This is a genomic window from Amycolatopsis sp. GM8, assembly GCF_021653975.1.
Taxonomy (GTDB): Bacteria; Actinomycetota; Actinomycetes; order Mycobacteriales; family Pseudonocardiaceae; genus Amycolatopsis_E.
This window is the reverse complement of record NZ_JAJKFK010000003.1, coordinates 349,137-365,080: the sequence shown is the minus strand read 5'-3', so window position 1 is coordinate 365,080 and position 15,944 is coordinate 349,137. Positions and strand designations below refer to the sequence as shown.

Genomic DNA, 15,944 nt, shown 5'->3' with positions numbered 1-15,944 from the left:
CATGACGGTGGCTGAAAACACCGCCGCGGCAGCAGAAGCGGTCGTCCCCGCGACTTCTCGTGCCGAGCGTTTCACCGGGTTTGACGTCGAGGCCTTCGAGGTCCCCGGCGGCCGCGAGGAGAACTGGCGGTTCACCCCGATGAAGCGGCTGCGCGGGCTGCACGACGGCACCGCGGTCGCCAACGCCGAGATCAAGGTCGACGCCGACGCCGCGCCGGAGGTGCGCGTCGAGACCGTCGGCCGCGAGGACGCCCGCCTCGGCGAGGCGGGCGAGCCCAGTGACCGGATCGCCGCGCAGGCGTACTCGTCGTTCACCGCGGCGACCGTGCTGACCGTGCCCGCCGAGCTGCGCGCGTCGAAGCCGAGCGTGCTGCGGCTGACCGGTCCCGGCGAGGGCAACGTCGCGTACGGGCATGTGCAGGTGCGCGCCGAGGCCTACGCCGAGGCGGCGATCGTGCTCGACCACGTCGGCTCCGGCACCTACGCGGACAACATCGAGTTCGTGCTCGGCGAGGGCGCGAAGCTGACCGTGGTCAGCGTTCAGGACTGGGCCGACGACGCGGTGCACGTGTCCGAGCAGCACCTGAAGCTCGGCAAGGACGCGACGCTCCGGCACATCGTGGTGACCCTCGGCGGTGACCTGGTGCGGATCTCGCCGACCGCCACGTTCGCGGCCTCCGGTGGCGACGTGGAGCTGCTGGGCCTGTCCTTCGCGGACGCGGGCCAGCACCAGGAGCACCGGCTGTTCGTCGACCACGCCGTGCTGAACTGCAAGTCGCACGTGATGTACAAGAGCGCGCTGCAGGGCGAGGGCGCGCACGCCGTGTGGATCGGCGACGTGCTGATCCGCGCCGCGGCCGAGGGCACCGACACCTACGAGCTCAACCGGAACCTCGTGCTCACCCAGGGCGCCCGGGCGGACTCGGTGCCGAACCTCGAGATCGAGACCGGCGAGATCATCGGTGCCGGGCATGCCAGCGCGACGGGAAGATTCGACGACGAACAGTTGTTCTACCTGCAGTCGCGTGGGATCGAGGAGGAGTCCGCGCGGCGGCTGGTGGTCCGCGGGTTCTTCCACGAGATCCTGATGAAGATCGACATCCCGGAGGTGCGCGAGCGCCTGCGGGACGCGATCGAGACCGAACTCGAAGCCGTCGGCAGCTGACCCTCCCACCGCAGAAAGACGAAAGAAATCTCATGGCCACACTGGAAATCAAGGATCTGCGCGCCGGCGTCACGACCGACGAGGGCCGCAAGGAGATCCTCAAGGGCGTCAACCTGACGATCCGCTCCGGCGAGACACACGCGATCATGGGCCCCAACGGCTCGGGCAAGTCCACGCTGTCGTACGCGATCGCCGGGCACCCCAAGTACGAGGTGACCTCCGGAGAGGTGCTGCTGGACGGCGAGAGCGTGCTGGACATGACGGTAGATGAACGGGCTCGTGCTGGATTGTTTCTCGCGATGCAGTACCCGGTCGAGGTGCCGGGCGTGTCGATGTCGAACTTCCTGCGCACCGCGGCGACCGCCGTGCGCGGCGAGGCGCCGAAGGTCCGGCAGTGGGTCAAGGAAGTCAAGGACGAGATGACCAAGCTGGAGATCCCGGCCGAGTTCGCCGAGCGCAGCGTCAACGAGGGCTTCTCCGGCGGTGAGAAGAAGCGCCACGAGATCCTGCAGCTGGCGCTGCTCAAGCCGAAGATCGCGATCCTGGACGAGACCGACTCGGGCCTCGACGTCGACGCGCTGCGGATCGTGTCCGAGGGCGTCAACGCCTACAAGGACTCCGGTGACGCCGGCGTCATGCTGATCACCCACTACACCCGGATCCTGCGCCACATCACGCCGGACTTCGTGCATGTCTTCGCGGACGGGCGGATCGTCGAATCGGGCGGCAAGGCGCTGGCGGACGAGCTGGAGGAGAACGGCTACGTCAAGTACGTGGGTACCACGGTCTGAGCTTTTCCGAACCCGAACTGACACCAGGAAGGAGTTGGCGCGGATGACCACCACCACAGCGGCCAACACGCCGTTGGATGTCGCCGCCGTGCGCGCCGACTTCCCCATCCTCTCGCGCACCGTCCGCGACGGGAAACCCTTGGTGTACCTGGATTCCGGTGCGACGTCGCAGCGGCCGAGGCAGGTCCTCGACGCCGAGCGGAAGTTCCTGGAGACCTCCAACGCGGCAGTGCACCGCGGGGCGCACCAGCTGGCCGAGGAGGCCACCGACGCCTACGAGTACGCCCGGGCGCGCACGGCCGAGTTCGTCGGCGCGGACGCGGGGGAGCTGGTGTTCACCAAGAACGCCACCGAGGGACTCAACCTGGTGGCGTACTCGATGAGCAACGCCGCCACCGAGCCGGACCCGGCCGCCAAGCGGTTCGTCGTCGGCCCGGGTGACGAGATCGTCATCACCGCGATGGAGCACCACGCGAACCTCGTGCCGTGGCAGCAGTTGTGCCAGCGCACCGGGGCGACGCTGCGCTGGTTCGACCTGACCGAGGACTTCCGGCTCGATCTGTCCAATCTGGACGAGCTGGTGAACGAGCGCACCAAGGTGGTCGCGTTCGTGCACCAGTCGAACGTGCTGGGCACGATCAACCCGGTCGAGCCGATCGTGGCGCGGGCCAAGGAGGTCGGCGCGCTGACCGTGCTGGACGCGTGCCAGTCGGTGCCGCACCTCCCGGTGGACTTCCACGCGCTGGGCGTCGACTTCGCCGTGTTCTCCGGGCACAAGATGCTCGCGCCGTCCGGCATCGGTGTCCTTTATGGACGCAGGGAGCTGCTCGAGGCGATGCCGCCGTTCCTGACCGGCGGGTCGATGATCGAGCTGGTCACGCTGGAGCACACCACGTTCGCGCCGCCGCCGCAGAAGTTCGAGGCGGGCGTGCCGATGACCTCGCAGGCCGTCGGGCTGGGTGCCGCGGTGGACTACCTCAGCGCGATCGGCATGGACAAGGTCGCCGAGCACGAGCACCTGCTCGCCGAAGCGGCGATCGCCGGGATCTCGAAGATCGAGGGCGTGCGGCTGATCGGCCCGTCCGAGACGAAGGACCGCGGCGCGACGGTGTCGTTCGTGATCGACGGTGTGCACCCGCACGACGCCGGGCAGGTACTGGACAGCCTCGGCATCGCGGTGCGGGTCGGGCACCACTGCGCGTGGCCGCTGCACCGGGTGTGCCAGGTGCCGGCCACCGTCCGCGCCACGTTCTACCTGTACAACACACTGTCCGAAGTGGACGCACTGGTCGACGGCGTCCGTGAGGCGCAGAAGTTCTTCGGGGTGGGTGCGTGAATCTCGAGAGCATGTACCAGGACATCATCCTGGACCACTACAAGCACCCGCACGGCCGCGGCCTGCGGGAGCCGTTCGACGCCGAGTCGTTCCAGGTCAACCCGACCTGCGGCGACGAGGTCACGCTGCGGCTGAAGCTCGACGGCGAGACCGTCGCGGACGTGTCGTACGAGGGGCAGGGCTGTTCGATCAGCCAGGCCTCGGCGTCGGTGCTGACCGACCTGGTGGTCGGGAAGCCCGTGGGTGAGGCGCTCAAGACGATGGACACGTTCGTCGAGCTGATGCAGGGGCGGGGCCAGGTGGAGCCGGACGAGGACGTGCTGGAGGACGCGGTCGCGTTCGCCGGGGTGGCCAAGTACCCGGCGCGTGTGAAGTGTGCTTTGCTGGGCTGGATGGCCTTCAAGGACGCGCTCGTCAAGACAGAGGGAGCGACGGCATGAGCGAGGAAACTCAGACCCGCGAAGGCCGCACGGCGGCGGACCTGCCCGAGCAGGCGCAGCCGGCGGATCTGGCGAAGATCGAGGACATCGAAGAGGCCATGCGCGACGTGGTCGACCCGGAACTCGGCATCAACGTGGTCGACCTCGGGCTCGTTTACGATATCCGCGTCGAGCCGGACAACGTCGCGACCCTGGACATGACGCTGACGTCGGCGGCCTGCCCGCTGACCGACGTGATCGAGGACCAGACGGCGTCGGTGCTCGTCGGCAATGCGGGTGTGGTCAAGGACTTCCGTATCAACTGGGTGTGGATGCCGCCGTGGGGCCCGGAGAAGATCACCGAGGACGGCCGCGAGCAGCTGCGCGCTTTGGGTTTCACCGTCTGATTTCCGTGAGCTGACAACCCCTTCGCGGCTTTTTCGCCGCGGAGGGGTTTTTCGTGCTTAGGTATTGTATAACGCCCTATACGGCAGCTTCGTACTTTCGTTGGTACTAAAGGAAAGCGCGCCCCTCTACCTTTGCTGGTTAATAACCGACTGCAAGGAGGGTGAGGGGCATGATTGTCAGGCGGGTACTCGCGGGGGCGTTGGTGGCGGTCCTTCCGGCCGGGATCCAGCTGCTGGGCGCGACGGCGAACGCGGCCGAGGTGACCACGCTGTACTACAGCTCGGCGGGCGCGGCGGACTACCTCGCGCAGATCGACCAGGCGGCCGCGAACTGGAACGCCGCGGTGACCGACGTGCGGCTCGTCGAAGGCGGCTCCGCGACGATCGTGTTCCACGAGACCGACGACGGCCAGGGCTCGTACACGAACACCGATGGGCACGGGCACGGCGACATCTACCTCGACAAGCAGCAGGTCGAGGAGGGCTTCGCACCGACCAGGATCGCGGCGCACGAGCTGGGCCACAACCTTGGCCTGCCGGACGACTACCCGGGCCCATGCTCGGAGATCATGTCCGGCCACGGCCCAGGCACCTCATGCACGAACGCGGTCCCCGACGCGGCGGAGGCCGCCAAGGTCCAGCAGAACTGGGCGAACGGCTTCGCGGCCGCGGCGCCCAGGCAGATCGCCCACTGACGAACTCGGCGTCCTGAATGTCGAATTCGGTGTCGTGAGCGTGGGACTCGCAGGGTTGGGGATCAGTCGATCGAACCGCGTTCGACCACCCAGCGAGCCGGCTGCCCGGTGGCTTCCGCGATCAGGTCGAAATCCCGGTCGTAGTGCAGCACCGTGAGCTCAGCCCGCTCGGCCACTGCCGCGATGAGGAGATCCGGCACCTTGCGGCCCTTGAACCCGAGGCCGGCGAGCGCGCGTTGCACTCGGCGGGCTTGCTCGAAATCGTGCTGCCCGGTCTCGACGAGTTCGAAGAATCCGGCAGCACGATGGATGTCGTCCCATTCCCGTGCGTTCCGCGCCGAGAATCCCAGCTCCAGATCGGACATCGAGCAGCGCGCCAGCTGACGCTGCTCCAGGAGTGGAGCTACGACCTCGCGTACTTCCTTGCGAGCGAGTCGCGTCAGAACGCTCGTGTCGACCAGATACGTCAGCGCCATGCTTGCTGTCGGTCGTCGAACTGGACCGCGGCCAGCGTGTCGATCGCGGCCTCGAACTCCGCATGGGTAGGACTGTTCGCGGCGAGCCGCAGGGCGGCGTTGACGGTGTCCTTGATGGTGCTCGTGCCCAGCTTGGACCGCGCGGCCTCCAAGCTCTCGTCATCCACGTCGATCAAGCGCTTCATAGCGGCCAGTATATATGGTCGCCGATGCGTATATACCGGCCGGGAGCTAGGCGGTGTGGTTCAGGGCCGGCCGGTGCTCCACGGTGCGCTGGTCCGTGGGGCGCTGCTCGGGCGGGCGTTGCTCGTGCGTGGGGCGGTGGTGCTCCGGCGGCCGGGGCTCCACAGGGCGCCGTTCGGGTGCGCCGCGCGGCGACTGCTGGGGCGGCTGACGGCGGCCACGCAGGATCTCGACGCGGTCGGTGTCCGGGCGGCCCAGCACCCAGCTCGACCCCGGCACGGCCTTCGCCCGCTTCTTCAGCGGGGCCAGGCGACGCGAAGCCTCCCGGTAGGACGAGATCGTCGACGTGGCGCACACCAGCGTCGCCAGCGACACGGTGACCGGCATGCCCTCGGCCGACCACGGGGTGTCCAGCAGCGCCCCCGCGATCGTGGCGATCTCGTCGACGTCGCAGGCGATCAGGAAGTCGTCCCCGCCGACATGACTCACCGTCGTCCTGCGCAGCCGCGTCGACAGGTCGGTCAGCGTCCGCCCGAGCGCCCGGATGAGATCGTCGCCGGCGGCGAACCCCGCGTTGTCGTTGACCAGCTTGAACGAGTCGACGTCCAGCCACGCCGTGACGAACGGCTCGCGCGCCGCGACCCGGCGGTCGATGTCGCGGGCGACCGTCTCGCTGCCGGGCAGCCGGGTCAGCGGGTTGAGCGCCGCGGCCTCTTCGACCTTCGCCTCCGCGACCCCGCGCACGATCTCGGTCACCAGCACCACACCGATGCACCGCCCGCGCTCGTCGACCACCACGACGTCGTCGCCGGTGCGGCCCCAGTCGGCGTCGGTGACCAGCTCCAGCAGTTCCAGCGCACCCGCGTCGGCGGTGATCACGTGCGGGGTGTCCGCGAGCCGCGCGGCCGCGCGCCGGGCGTGCAGCGCGTGCCCGTACGGCCCCGTGACCGCGACCAGGAACCGGTTCCGGTCGATCGACCATTGTGGACGGTTGAGCTCGTCGACGCCGACGATCCCGGTCGGCTCCTCGCCGGCCGCGAGCGCGGTGCGCACGTCGTCGCAGGTGGCCGTCTCGGGCAGGGTGCTCGCCGGGCGCATGAAGTCGCCGACCCGCGGCGCGGCGAGCGGCCCCGGCGAGATCGGCTCGCCGGGCTCGGGCGTGGCGAGCGTGAGTAGCTGAGACCAGTTGACCCCGTCGGCGGCCGGAGCGAACAGGTTCCCCTGTGCGATCCGGACCCCCAGTTGGCGGACGGCGGTCAGCTGGGCCTCGGTCTCGATGCCGGTGGCGACGAGACGGGTGTTCGTGCGCGCCGTGTAGTGCAGCAGTGACTCCACGACGGCGACCGACGCGGCGTCACCGGGCAGCCCGCGCAGCACCGTGCGGTCGAGCTTCAGCACGTCCACGGGCGCGGCGGTGAGCAGCGCGAACGGCAGGTCGGCGCGGCCGAGACCGTCGAGGGCGAGCCGGAAGCCGAGTTCACCGAGCCGGTGCAGGCCGGCGAGCAGCTGCTCCGGCCAGACCTGCGCGAACGGCGGCCCGATCTCCAGCATCACCTCGCGCGGCCGGCGGCGGACCTGGGCGAGCGCGTCGAGCAGCGGGTCGAACGCGGCCTCCGGCGCGGCGGCGGTGGGCGCGGTCAGGTTGAGGTGCAGCGGCAGCAACGTCTCCTGGTCGGCCTCCGCACGGACCGCCTCGGCGGCGAGCGCGACGTCGACCTCCGCGAGCCGGTGCTCACGATGGGCCTTGTCGAGCAACTCGTGCACCGAACCCTTCCCGGGGCGGGCGAGGGCTTCGAGCGCGACGACACCGCCGGTGTGCAGGCTGTACAACGGCTGGAAGGCGAACCGGACGGCATTCGGGGATGCGCGCACGAGCCGATACTCGCCGGTCAGATAGCGTTTCTCCAGAGTTGTCGACTGATGTTCACCGAGGTGTCCCCGGAGTGAGCCGGAACGGCCGGGTCGGTGGGCACTTTCTCACCATTCGGGACAACGGCTACGGTGTGGACCCATGGACCGCGATCTCCGGACCCAGCGGCGGGATGACGCGGCCGAAGCCGCCTGGTCGGATCTGGCGGGCAACCCGTTCCGCGCCGACCGCGACCGGATCGTCGCATCCCCCTTCTTCGCGCGGCTGGGCGGGGTCACCCAGGTCGTCAGCGCCGCCGGATCCGGGCTGCTGCACAACCGGCTCACGCACAGCCTCAAGGTCGCGCAGGTCGCGCGCGCGATCTGCGACCGGCTCTCGGCCGCGCCCGAGGCAGCCGGGCTGATCGGCAAGTTCGGCGGGCTCGACCCGGACGTCGCCGAGGCCGCCGCGCTCGCGCACGATCTGGGCCACCCGCCGTTCGGGCATCTCGGCGAGCAGGTGCTCGACCGCGTCGCGCGGCACCGGTTCGGGCTCGCCGACGGGTTCGAGGGCAACGCGCAGACCTTCCGCATCCTCACCACCACCGACGTGCGCGGCCCGTCCGCGGTCGGCCTCGATCTCACCGCGGCGGTGCGCGCGGCGGTGCTGAAGTACCCGTGGGCGCGGCTGCACCGGCCCGACCCACATCCCTCGAAGATGCCCAACCCGCCCCGCGGCGCCACCGAACCGGCCGACGCGCCGGGCACCGGTTCGGGCAAGTTTTCCGCCTACAGCACGGAACTCGACGATGTCGCGCAGGCTCGCGAGCCGTACGCCGGGCTGATCGAGCCGTGGCAGCAGACGATCGAGGCGTCGGTGATGGACACCGCGGACGACATCGCCTACGCGATCCACGACATCACCGACTTCCACCGGATCGGCGTGCTGCAGTACGCGCCGGTCGCCACCGAACTCGGACAGTGGCTCGCCCACGCGCTCGAACTGGCCGGAATGGACAGTGCGACGCTGACCGCGCAAACCCGGCTGCCGGGCCGCTCGCTGGAACTGCTGCGCCGCCGGATGCACGTGCGCGACTCGTGGATCGTCGACGACGACGCGTTCGCCGACGCCGTCGCGCGGGTGCGCACCCAGCTCGTCGACGGCCTGCTGGCCAGCGGCTTCGACGGCTCGATCGAGGCCGAGCAGGCCACCGCCGGGTTCTCCGCGCGCTGGACCACCCGGCTGGTCGGCGGCATGGTCGTGCTGGAATCGCCCACCACCCGGTCCGGGCACGTCACGCTCCGGCCGCCGCAGTGGCACGAGGTGGCCGTGCTCAAGTTCGTGCACCGGCGGTTCGTCCTGCTGCGCCCGGAGCTGGCGTTGCACCAGCGCGGCCAGGCGAGCCTGATCACCATGCTCGTCGACGCCCTCGACGCCTGGCTCGGCGACCGGGACGAGGAGTCGCGGCTGCCCAGGCGGCTGCACGACCTGGTCGAGCTGGCGCACGCGGAGTTCAGCCGGCTCGCGGCCGAGGCGCCGGAGCTGCTCGTCGGCGCGACCGGCGAGCGGATCACCGGCGAGGATGCCGTGCGCGGCCTCGCCCGCGGCCGCGCGGTGATCGACTTCGTGTCCTCGCTGACCGACCGGCAGGCGGTGTCGCTGCTCGACGCGCTGTCGGGCCGGTCCTCGCAGCCGTGGTCGGACTCGTTCGTGCTGTGAGCAAGTCGGGGAAAATCGCTCGCCCCTGATCGCTACACTGGATTCATGGGGTTCCGGGAAATTCTCAGGGAGTAGCGCCGCGCGCTCGGTTCTGCCTGTCCTCGTCCACCCCCGTACCCGGGAGTTCCCTTGATCACGGCCACCGGCCTCGAGCTGCGCGCCGGCTCGCGCATCCTGCTCGCCGGCACCACCCTCCGGATCCAGCCCGGCGACCGCATCGGCCTCGTCGGCCGCAACGGCGCCGGTAAGACCACCACGCTCAAAGTGCTGGCCGGGGAAGGCCAGCCCTACGCCGGCGACCTCCGCCACGGCAGCGAAATCGGCTACCTGCCACAGGATCCGCGTGAGGGCGACCTGTCGGTCAGCGCGAAGGACCGGGTGCTCTCGGCGCGCGGGCTCGACGCTTTGCTGCGGGACATGGAAAAAGCGCAGACCGCGATGTCCGAACTGGTCGACGACGACGCGCGGGACAAGGCGATCCGCAAGTACGGCCGCCTCGAAGAAAGGTTCTCGTCGCTCGGCGGGTACGCCGCGGAGAGCGACGCCGCGCGAATCTGTGCGAATCTGGGCCTGGCCGAACGGGTTCTCGCGCAGCCACTGCGCACTTTGTCCGGTGGGCAGCGCCGCCGGGTCGAACTCGCGCGCATTCTGTTCGCCGCTTCGGATGTCGGCGCCTCCGGCCGCTCGGACACGATCCTGCTGCTGGACGAGCCGACCAACCACCTCGACGCCGACTCGATCAACTGGCTGCGCGGTTTCCTCAAGTCGCACGACGGCGGGCTCGTGGTGATCAGCCACGACGTCGACCTGCTCGACGAGGTGGTCAACAAGGTCTGGTTCCTCGACGCGACGCGCGGCGAGCTGGACCACTACAACATGAACTGGAAGCGCTACCTCGAGGCGCGCGCGACCGACGAGAAGCGCCGCCGCCGCGAGCGCGCGAACGCGGAGAAGAAGGCGTCGGCCCTGCAGCAGCAGGCCGCGAAGCTCGGTGCCAAGGCCACGAAGGCCGTCGCGGCGAAGAACATGGCGCGGCGTGCCGAGCAGATGCTGGCGAACCTGGACGAGACGCGGCACGCGGACAAGGTCGCGCACATCAAGTTCCCCGCGCCGGCGCCGTGCGGGCGCACCCCGCTCACCGCCGAGGAACTGTCCAAATCGTACGGTTCGCTGGAGATCTTCACCGGGGTCGACCTCGCCATCGATCGTGGCTCCAAGGTTGTCGTGCTGGGCCTCAACGGCGCGGGCAAGACGACCCTGCTGCGGCTGCTGGGCGGGATGGAGAAGCCGGACACCGGCGGCGTCGTGCCCGGGCACGGGCTGCGCCTGGGTTACTACGCGCAGGAGCACGAGACGCTGGACCACGACGCGAGCGTGTGGGAGAACATCCGCCACCTCGCCCCGGACACCGGCGCCCAGGAACTGCGCAACCTGCTCGGCTCGTTCCTGTTCACCGGCGAGCAGCTCGACCAGACCGCCGGGACGCTGTCCGGTGGTGAGAAGACACGGCTGGCGCTCGCGGGCCTGGTGTCCAGCGCGGCGAACGTACTGCTGCTCGACGAGCCCACCAACAACCTCGACCCGGCCAGCCGTGAGCAGGTGCTGCAGGCGCTGCGCAGCTACACCGGTGCCGTCGTGCTCGTGACCCACGACCCCGGCGCGGTCGAGGCGCTCGAGCCGGAGCGGGTGATCCTCTTGCCCGACGGAACCGAAGATCACTGGTCAGCCGATTACCTGGAACTCGTCCAGCTCGCGTGATCGTCACCGACCGTCGCCGCCGATAGGAGAGCACTCCGGGTGGTGAACGGTCGCCAACAATAAGACCTTCCGGTGAATACGGGTCACAGGGTGTTTAGTTGTCGTAGGCAACCACACTGAATTGGCCCAATATCGGCCGTTTCCGAGGATTTTTTCGCTGGCCGCCTGGCATTCCGCGTCCCGGTGTTCGATCATTGCCTGTGCAGGGCCGCCAGGGCCCGCGAGACGGTCGTAGGAAGGCGGAAAGACGTGGCTGACCTCAAGAAGGGCGCGCGGATCACCGGCAACACACGCGACAAGCTGGCCGCTGACCTGAAGAAGAAATACGAGAAGGGTGCCAGTATTCGGGCCCTCGCGGAGTCGACCGGACGCTCGTACGGTTTTGTACACCGCGTGCTTTCCGAATCGGGTGTGCAGTTGCGCGGTCGCGGCGGCGCTACTCGGGTGAAGAAGAAGTAGTACTACCAATAGTGTTCCGGCCTTCCGCGCGGCGGAAACACAGCATCGCGCCGAGGAGCACGAGCGGGTACACCAGATACCCGTAGCGCGTGGCCGGCGTGAGCAGAGTGAACGCCCCGAGGCCCGCCGCGGTCCGCAGCATCGCGTCGGATCCGGTCACGGGCGGCCGGCGCAGCAGCCAGATCAGGATCGCGATCGCGGCCGCGCCCAGGAGCACGAACGCGAGGACACGTCCCGCCGTCCCGGTGCTCGCGATGAGGTAGCCGGGCAGCGGGCTGGCGGCCGGCGAGGTCACCACCCCGAGACCCGCCGGGAAGCGGATCACGTGCTCGATGAACGCCGCCGGATCGACCAGGAGCGCCGGCACGGTGAACAGCGCCCCGGCCACGATCAGGGTGCCGAGGAACCGGGCGAGCGCGCGGCCGCCGAGCCGGGTGAACGTCAGCACCGCCACGACGACCACGGCCGGTGCGACGATCAGCTTCGCGCTGACCACGGCGGCGAGCACGATCGCGGACGCGACCGGCCGATCGCGTGCGGCCAGCGCGCCCGCGACCAGGAGCAGCCCGACGATCGCGAGGTCCGGTCCGGCGACCGACCAGGTCAGCGCGGTCAGCGGGCAGGCGACGGCCAGCTGGATCGCGCGCACGGGCACCCGCGGGTTGCCCATGAGCCGCAGCGTCAGCCAGACGCAGACGCAGGCGGTCAGCCCGAACATCAGCCGCGCGTCGGTGAGCGCGTCGGCCACCGGGCTGCCGCCGAACAGGGCGCGCGGCAGGCCGAACAACGTCATCACCGGACCGTAGGGCGTGTAGTCGTTCACCTCGGGCGCGCGGCCGAGCGCGGTGACGTCCACATAGGGCGTTCCGTTGTGCAGCAACAAACTCGCGGACCGTTCGATCACCCACACCTCGGGCTGCGCGGCCCACGAGTACGGGGTGATCAGCCAGTCGACCCCGGTCAGCCGCCGCACCACGAGCACCGCCAGCGGCACCAGCATCGCGAACACGAAGATCGCGGCGAGCCCGAGGCGCCGCGAGTTCCACAGGCCGGGCCGGCGAGGCTGCGTCCACAGCCACACCGTGTGCGCGGCGGCGAGCCCGTAGCCGATCGCGGCGAGCCCGCCCCACACGCGGAACCCGTAGAACTCCGAGCCGATCGCGCTCGCCACGGCGTAGGCGAGGCAGCCGAGGTAGAAGACCAGGTCCACCGCGAGCGGCGGGATCGCGGGCCGGGTGCGGGCGCGCGGTGCGCCCAGCGCTTCGACACCCATGACCAGCAAGATTACAGGCAGCTGAAATTCGCCGGTCTTCTCGGGAAGCTTGTGTCAGAGTGGCGCGTTGTCCTGGTCATCTGTGACCGATAGTTGAAGTATTGTAGAGATTTGGGGTAGCGGTGGACAACACCTGGTCATTGCTGAGCTCGGCGATGCGCCGCGGCGACGCACCGCGCGGGCTCACGCCCGGCACCGTCGCCCGGGTCGCGCGGTTCGCCCGTCCGTACTGGCGGAATCTCGCGATCTTCCTCGTGCTGACGATCGTCTCCGCGGTGATCGCGGTGAGCACGCCGCTGCTCGCGGGCAGGGTCGTCGACACGATCGTCGGCGGGCGCGGGGCCGGTCTGGTGATCATGCTGGCGGTGCTCGTGGCCGTGCTCGCCCTCGCCGACGCCGGGTTCGGGCTGATCGAGCGCTGGCAGTCCGCGCGCATCGGCGAGGGGCTCATCCTCGACCTGCGCCGCGCGGTGTTCGAGCACGTGCAGCGGATGCCGATCGCGTTCTTCACCCGGACCCGCACCGGCGCGCTGGTCAGCCGGCTGAACAACGACGTGATCGGCGCGCAGCGCACGTTCACCGCGACACTGTCGGGGCTGGTCACCAACGTCATCCAGCTCGTGCTCTCGCTCGTGGTGATGCTGACCCTGTCCTGGCAGGTCACCGTGCTCGCGCTGGTGCTGCTGCCGGTGTTCGTGCTGCCCGCGCGCCGGATCGGCCGCCGGATGGCCGATCTGCAGCGCGAGTCCGCGCAGCTGAACGCGGGCATGACCACGCAGATGACCGAACGCTTCTCGGCGCCCGGCGCGACGCTGGTGAAGCTGTTCGGGCGGCCGCGTGAGGAGGCCGCGGAGTTCGGTGCGCGCGCCGGACGGGTCCGCGACATCGGGGTGCGCACAGCCATGCTGACCCGCTGGTTCATGACGAGCCTGACCCTGGTCTCGTCGCTCGCGCTGGCGCTGGTCTACGGCCTCGGCGGCTGGCTCGCGATCCGCGGGCAGCTGGAGCCCGGCACGGTCGTCGCGCTGGCCCTGCTGCTGACCAGGCTGTACAGCCCGCTCACGGCGCTGGCGAACGTGCGCGTCGACGTGATGACCGCGCTCGTTTCGTTCGAACGCGTCTTCGAGGTGCTCGACCTGAAGCCGATGATCACCGAGAAGCCGGACGCGCGCACCGTGCCGGCGGGCGGGGTGCGCGTGGAGTTCGACGACGTGCGGTTCGGCTACCCCGCGGCGGACCGGTTCTCCCTCGCGTCACTGGAGGATGTGTCCACATTGGACAACCGGGGTGGCGAGGAGGTGCTGCACGGGATCAGCTTCCGCGCCGAGGCCGGGCAGATGGTGGCGCTGGTGGGGTCCTCGGGTGCCGGGAAGTCGACCATCGCGGCGCTGCTGCCGCGGCTGTACGACGCCGACTCGGGCGCGATCCGGCTGTCCGATGTGGACGTCCGGGACCTCGGCTTCGCGTCGATCCGGGAGACCGTCGGCGTGGTGACGCAGGACGGGCACCTGTTCCACGACACGATCCGCGCGAACCTCGAGTACGCCCGGCCGGGCGCCGACGAGGACGACCTGTGGGATGCGCTGGAACGCGCGCGGCTCGCCGAGTTGGTCCAGACCTTGCCCGACGGGCTGGACACCGTGGTGGGGGAGCGCGGCTACCGGCTCTCGGGCGGGGAACGGCAGCGGCTGACGATCGCGCGTCTGCTGCTCGCGCGGCCGCGGGTGATCGTGCTCGACGAGGCGACCGCGCACCTGGACTCGGCGTCCGAGGCCGCCGTCGGCGAGGCGCTCACGCACGCACTCGCCGGACGGACGGCGCTCGTCATCGCGCACCGGCTCTCCACCGTGCGCGCCGCAGACCAGATCCTCGTCGTCGAGGGCGGCGAGATCGTGGAACGCGGCACGCACGAACAGCTGCTCGCCGCCGACGGCCGCTACGCCGAGCTGTACCACACCCAGTTCGCCGAAGAGCCCACCGCGGCTTAGGAAAGGGCGGGGATCCGGGGCTGGTAGCGGGCCAGCAGCGACTTGTTGGACTCGTCCCCGCCCGCGACGTTGGAGCTGCGCCACAGCGGCGCGTCCTCGACGAGCGTGACCACCCGGGCGAGGATCTCGTTCCACAGGAACGCGTTGAGGATCGTCGACAGCGCGGCGGTGCGCGGCGCCTCGGCCGGGAAGCTGGAGTCGCCGGGGCGGACGCCGGTGTCGAGCACGAGGTCGGCCTCGTCGATGAGTGTGCTGTCGCCCCGCCGCGGGGCGGACGCCACCGATTGCCGGGAGCTGATCGCGATCACCGGCGTCCCCGCGGCGCGGGCGCCCTGCGCGAGTTCCACCGGGTAGCGGTTCACGCCGGAGGTGGAGAAGGCGACGAGCACGTCATCCGGGCCGGGCGGGCTGGCGGCGAGCACTTCGGCGGCCAGGCCGCTGCGGCGTTCGGTCGCCGTGCTCGACTGCGCGCCGTGCAGCGGCAGCAATTGCGGGTGGTAGAGCGGATACACGTTGGCCAGGCCGCCGGCGCGGTAGAACGTCTCCGCCACGGCGGCCAGCGAGTGGCCCGCGCCCGCGGTGTAGACGAGCCCATCCGCCCGCAGCGTCTTGGCCACCAGTTCGGCCGCCTGCGCGACCTGTTCGGCATTGTCCTTCTCGGCGGTACGCACCGCCTCAGTCACCAGATCAGCGATCACCCGGGCACACTATCGGGAATGAGCCGTGTTCTCGATCCCTTGCCAGGGCTACGAACCTGGCCGGCCAGTGGTCCGGTCCGCGCGGTGGCGCTGGTGCTGCACGGCGGCGCCGAGCACGGGCTGTCCGCGGTCCGCCCGTGGAACCTGGCCTACCTGCGCATGGTCCCGCTGGCCCGCGCGGTCGCCGCCGCGACGGCCCGGCACGGGGTCGAGGTCCGGCTGCTGCGCGACCGGGTCCGCGGCTGGAACGACCCCGAGCAGCACCCGGTTTCCGACGCGCGCTGGGCGCTGGCGCGGATCCACGCGGAACGCCCGAAGGTGCCGGTGTTCCTCATCGGGCACTCGATGGGCGGCCGGGTCGCGCTGCGCGTCGCCGACGACCCGGCTGTCGCGGCGGTGTGCGCGCTCGCGCCGTGGACCCCGCGCGGCGAGCCGGTCGAGCCGGTGAAGGAACGCCGCGTGCTCATCGCGCACGGCACACTGGACCGGACCACGAACCCCGCGGAGTCCCACGCCTACGCCGAGCGAGCCCGCGCCGTCGCTAGCCGGCTCGTCCGGTTCGAACTGATGTCCGAGTCGCACGCCATGCTGCTGCGCCCGCTCGCCTGGGACCGCCTGGTGCGCGACTTCACGCTGGACGCCCTCGGTGTGACCCCGATGCCGGTTTGGTCCCGAGTGCCCGACCAGCGGTTACGCGTGCCGTTGTAGGACGGGCAGAACCCGATCGG

The 15,944-nt window shown here is 70.2% G+C and carries 16 protein-coding genes and 1 pseudogene; 12 read left to right on the top strand and 5 right to left on the bottom strand.

Annotated features, from left to right (window positions below; translation table 11 throughout):
- Nucleotide 1 precedes the first annotated feature (1 nt).
- The 6 genes from sufD (at nucleotide 2) to LOZ83_RS14925 (ending at nucleotide 4,813) form a co-directional block, all read left to right on the top strand.
- On the top strand, nucleotides 2–1,165 hold the full coding sequence (gene sufD / locus LOZ83_RS14950) for a Fe-S cluster assembly protein SufD (protein WP_236791189.1): 1,164 nt from the start codon (nucleotides 2–4) through the stop codon (nucleotides 1,163–1,165).
- 32 nt (nucleotides 1,166–1,197) lie between these two features.
- Complete coding sequence (sufC, locus tag LOZ83_RS14945) at nucleotides 1,198–1,956, top strand: Fe-S cluster assembly ATPase SufC (RefSeq protein WP_236791188.1); 759 nt, start codon at nucleotides 1,198–1,200, stop codon at nucleotides 1,954–1,956.
- 43 nt (nucleotides 1,957–1,999) lie between these two features.
- On the top strand, nucleotides 2,000–3,292 hold the full coding sequence (locus LOZ83_RS14940; protein ID WP_236791187.1) for a cysteine desulfurase: 1,293 nt from the start codon (nucleotides 2,000–2,002) through the stop codon (nucleotides 3,290–3,292).
- Nucleotides 3,289–3,732: a Fe-S cluster assembly sulfur transfer protein SufU gene (sufU, locus tag LOZ83_RS14935; RefSeq protein WP_236791186.1), complete on the top strand. Its 444-nt coding sequence runs from the start codon at nucleotides 3,289–3,291 to the stop codon at nucleotides 3,730–3,732. Before LOZ83_RS14940 ends, sufU begins: the two co-directional genes overlap by 4 nt.
- The gene (locus tag LOZ83_RS14930; protein ID WP_236791185.1) at nucleotides 3,729–4,118 is read left to right on the top strand and encodes a metal-sulfur cluster assembly factor; all 390 of its coding nucleotides are present in this window, start codon (nucleotides 3,729–3,731) and stop codon (nucleotides 4,116–4,118) included. The genes sufU and LOZ83_RS14930 overlap by 4 nt, the downstream gene beginning before the upstream one ends.
- A 170-nt stretch (nucleotides 4,119–4,288) precedes the next feature.
- The gene (locus tag LOZ83_RS14925; RefSeq protein ID WP_236791184.1) at nucleotides 4,289–4,813 is read left to right on the top strand and encodes a snapalysin family zinc-dependent metalloprotease; all 525 of its coding nucleotides are present in this window, start codon (nucleotides 4,289–4,291) and stop codon (nucleotides 4,811–4,813) included.
- 62 nt (nucleotides 4,814–4,875) lie between these two features.
- Here the strand turns inward: LOZ83_RS14925 and LOZ83_RS14920 are convergent, their stop codons facing one another.
- From LOZ83_RS14920 to LOZ83_RS14910, 3 genes are read right to left on the bottom strand one after another with little or no spacing between them, the layout of a single operon-like run.
- Nucleotides 4,876–5,289, bottom strand: coding sequence for a PIN domain nuclease (locus LOZ83_RS14920; protein WP_236791183.1), 414 nt, complete (start codon nucleotides 5,287–5,289; stop codon nucleotides 4,876–4,878).
- Nucleotides 5,280–5,474, bottom strand: a complete 195-nt coding sequence (locus LOZ83_RS14915; RefSeq protein ID WP_236791182.1) for a type II toxin-antitoxin system VapB family antitoxin — start codon at nucleotides 5,472–5,474, stop codon at nucleotides 5,280–5,282. The genes LOZ83_RS14920 and LOZ83_RS14915 overlap by 10 nt, the downstream gene beginning before the upstream one ends.
- 46 nt (nucleotides 5,475–5,520) lie before the next feature.
- Nucleotides 5,521–7,344: an EAL domain-containing protein gene (locus tag LOZ83_RS14910; protein ID WP_236791181.1), complete on the bottom strand. Its 1,824-nt coding sequence runs from the start codon at nucleotides 7,342–7,344 to the stop codon at nucleotides 5,521–5,523.
- 139 nt (nucleotides 7,345–7,483) lie between these two features.
- Between LOZ83_RS14910 and LOZ83_RS14905 the strand changes: the two genes are divergently transcribed.
- From LOZ83_RS14905 to LOZ83_RS14895, 4 genes and pseudogenes are all read left to right on the top strand, one after another.
- The gene (locus LOZ83_RS14905; protein WP_236791180.1) at nucleotides 7,484–9,040 is read left to right on the top strand and encodes a deoxyguanosinetriphosphate triphosphohydrolase family protein; all 1,557 of its coding nucleotides are present in this window, start codon (nucleotides 7,484–7,486) and stop codon (nucleotides 9,038–9,040) included.
- A 159-nt stretch (nucleotides 9,041–9,199) separates the two neighbouring features.
- Nucleotides 9,200–9,748: pseudogene (locus LOZ83_RS40740) on the top strand (ATP-binding cassette domain-containing protein); the annotation flags it as partial.
- A 75-nt stretch (nucleotides 9,749–9,823) separates the two neighbouring features.
- Nucleotides 9,824–10,798 carry an ABC-F family ATP-binding cassette domain-containing protein gene (locus LOZ83_RS40735; RefSeq protein WP_374202675.1) on the top strand — a complete coding sequence of 325 codons (975 nt, stop codon included), beginning with the start codon at nucleotides 9,824–9,826 and terminating at the stop codon, nucleotides 10,796–10,798.
- Nucleotides 10,799–11,047: 249 nt separating this feature from the next.
- Nucleotides 11,048–11,257 carry a helix-turn-helix domain-containing protein gene (locus LOZ83_RS14895; RefSeq protein ID WP_005437638.1) on the top strand — a complete coding sequence of 70 codons (210 nt, stop codon included), beginning with the start codon at nucleotides 11,048–11,050 and terminating at the stop codon, nucleotides 11,255–11,257.
- Here the strand turns inward: LOZ83_RS14895 and LOZ83_RS14890 are convergent.
- Nucleotides 11,235–12,530 carry a glycosyltransferase 87 family protein gene (locus LOZ83_RS14890; protein WP_236791178.1) on the bottom strand — a complete coding sequence of 432 codons (1,296 nt, stop codon included), beginning with the start codon at nucleotides 12,528–12,530 and terminating at the stop codon, nucleotides 11,235–11,237. The genes LOZ83_RS14895 and LOZ83_RS14890 overlap by 23 nt on opposite strands.
- 122 nt (nucleotides 12,531–12,652) lie before the next feature.
- Here LOZ83_RS14890 and LOZ83_RS14885 point away from each other — a divergent pair, with 122 nt between their 5' ends.
- A complete protein-coding gene (locus LOZ83_RS14885) occupies nucleotides 12,653–14,518 on the top strand; it encodes an ABC transporter ATP-binding protein (RefSeq protein WP_236791177.1) in 1,866 nt (621 codons plus the stop codon).
- On the opposite strand, the gene LOZ83_RS14880 is transcribed toward LOZ83_RS14885, so the two are convergent.
- Nucleotides 14,515–15,216, bottom strand: a complete 702-nt coding sequence (locus tag LOZ83_RS14880; protein ID WP_236791176.1) for a sugar isomerase domain-containing protein — start codon at nucleotides 15,214–15,216, stop codon at nucleotides 14,515–14,517. The genes LOZ83_RS14885 and LOZ83_RS14880 overlap by 4 nt on opposite strands.
- Nucleotides 15,217–15,234: 18 nt before the next feature.
- Here LOZ83_RS14880 and LOZ83_RS14875 point away from each other — a divergent pair, with 18 nt between their 5' ends.
- A complete protein-coding gene (locus LOZ83_RS14875) occupies nucleotides 15,235–15,924 on the top strand; it encodes an alpha/beta hydrolase (protein WP_236791175.1) in 690 nt (229 codons plus the stop codon).
- Nucleotides 15,925–15,944 lie beyond the last annotated feature (20 nt).